Source organism: Paraburkholderia sediminicola, assembly GCF_046027355.1.
GTDB classification, from domain to species: domain Bacteria; phylum Pseudomonadota; class Gammaproteobacteria; order Burkholderiales; family Burkholderiaceae; genus Paraburkholderia; species Paraburkholderia sediminicola_B.
Map to the genome: position 1 here is coordinate 1 of NZ_JAQQEK010000114.1, position 1,236 is coordinate 1,236.

Annotated in this window: 2 protein-coding genes; both read right to left on the reverse strand. The window is 66.4% G+C overall.

Going from position 1 to position 1,236, the window contains the following annotated elements; all coding sequences use genetic code 11:
• Nucleotides 1-597, reverse strand: a 597-nt coding sequence (locus PQR42_RS45505) for a TolC family protein (protein ID WP_408496091.1), incomplete at its 3' end; no start/stop codon positions are given.
• On the reverse strand, nt 594-1,236 hold a 643-nt coding region (locus tag PQR42_RS45510), incomplete at its 5' end, for an HlyD family secretion protein (RefSeq protein ID WP_408394010.1). The genes PQR42_RS45510 and PQR42_RS45505, both read right to left, overlap by 4 nt.

A 1,236-nucleotide genomic window follows, 5' to 3' on the forward strand; every position in this document is an offset into this window, starting at 1 on the left:
GCGGTCCTCGTACGAGGCATCGGAGAGCGCTGACGCTGCCTCGACACCACGTCGGGCGCGACCCCAGAAGTCGAGCTCCCATGATGCATCGAAGCCGAACTGGTAAAGATCGTAAGCGGGCGAGCCTTTGGCGCCCGGCAACGGCGCCACGCCAAGCGGCGCGCTGCCTGATGCCGACTGCGTCTGACTTCCGGTCGGGGTCACGCCAAGCAGAGACAGGATGCCGTTCGGACTGCCGCGCTCGCGGTCATACGAGGCGGCGCCGTTCAGCGTCGGGTATTCTTCGGCACCGGCAATGCGCTGTTCCGCCCGGCTTTGCCGCAGACGCGCCGACGCGGCGGCCACGTCGAGATTCGCATCGCTCAGCTGGTTTTCCAGCGAGTCCAGTATCGGATCATTAAACAGCGTCCACCATTGCGGACTGAATTCCGATTCGACTGCACGGCTCGCAGCCTGCGCAGTCTGCGTGCGATTGAACACATCGGGCGTGGCCGTCTGCGGACGTTCGAAGTTCGGGCCAACCAGGCAGCCCGTGAGCACGGAGCACAGCAACAACGCGAGCGCCGGCGTGCGGAGGGAGAAGTCGCTCGCATTCATTTCGCGTCCGCTCCTGCGATGCGCATATCGGCACGCCTGCCGACGGCGACCTCCGTCTCGACAGACAGGCCCACGCTCAATGCGGACGTGGCCTGTTGTCCGTGGTCGATCGTGATCTTGACCGGCACGCGCTGGACGATCTTGGTGAAGTTGCCCGTTGCGTTGTCGGGCGCGATCGGCGCGAAGCTCACGCCGGTCGCGGGGGCAAGACTATCGACGTGTCCCCGGATCACCACACCCGGAAAGCTGTCGACCTTGATGCGCACGGTGTCGCCGGGCCGCATCCGGGCGAGCTGGTTCTCCTGGAAGTTGGCGACGATATAGGCGTCCGACAGCGGCACGATTGCGAGGAGCGGCGTGCCGGTTGTCACGAATGCGCCGACGCGTGCCGAACGTCGCCCGACCTTGCCGTCGACCGGTGCATGGATCTCCGTATACGACAGGTTGAGCTTCGCCTGTTCGAGCGCGGCTTCGGCGTGGGCCAGCGCGCCGGCGGCCTTGTCGCGCTGTGTCTTCAGCACGTCGAGGTTCTGTTCGGTCGCGACGAATGCGGCCCGGTTGCGCGCCTGCTGCGCGAGTTCCTCGGCCAGCGCGCTCGCTGCGTGCTGCTGCTCCTGCGTCGTGCCCGCGCCGGTTTCC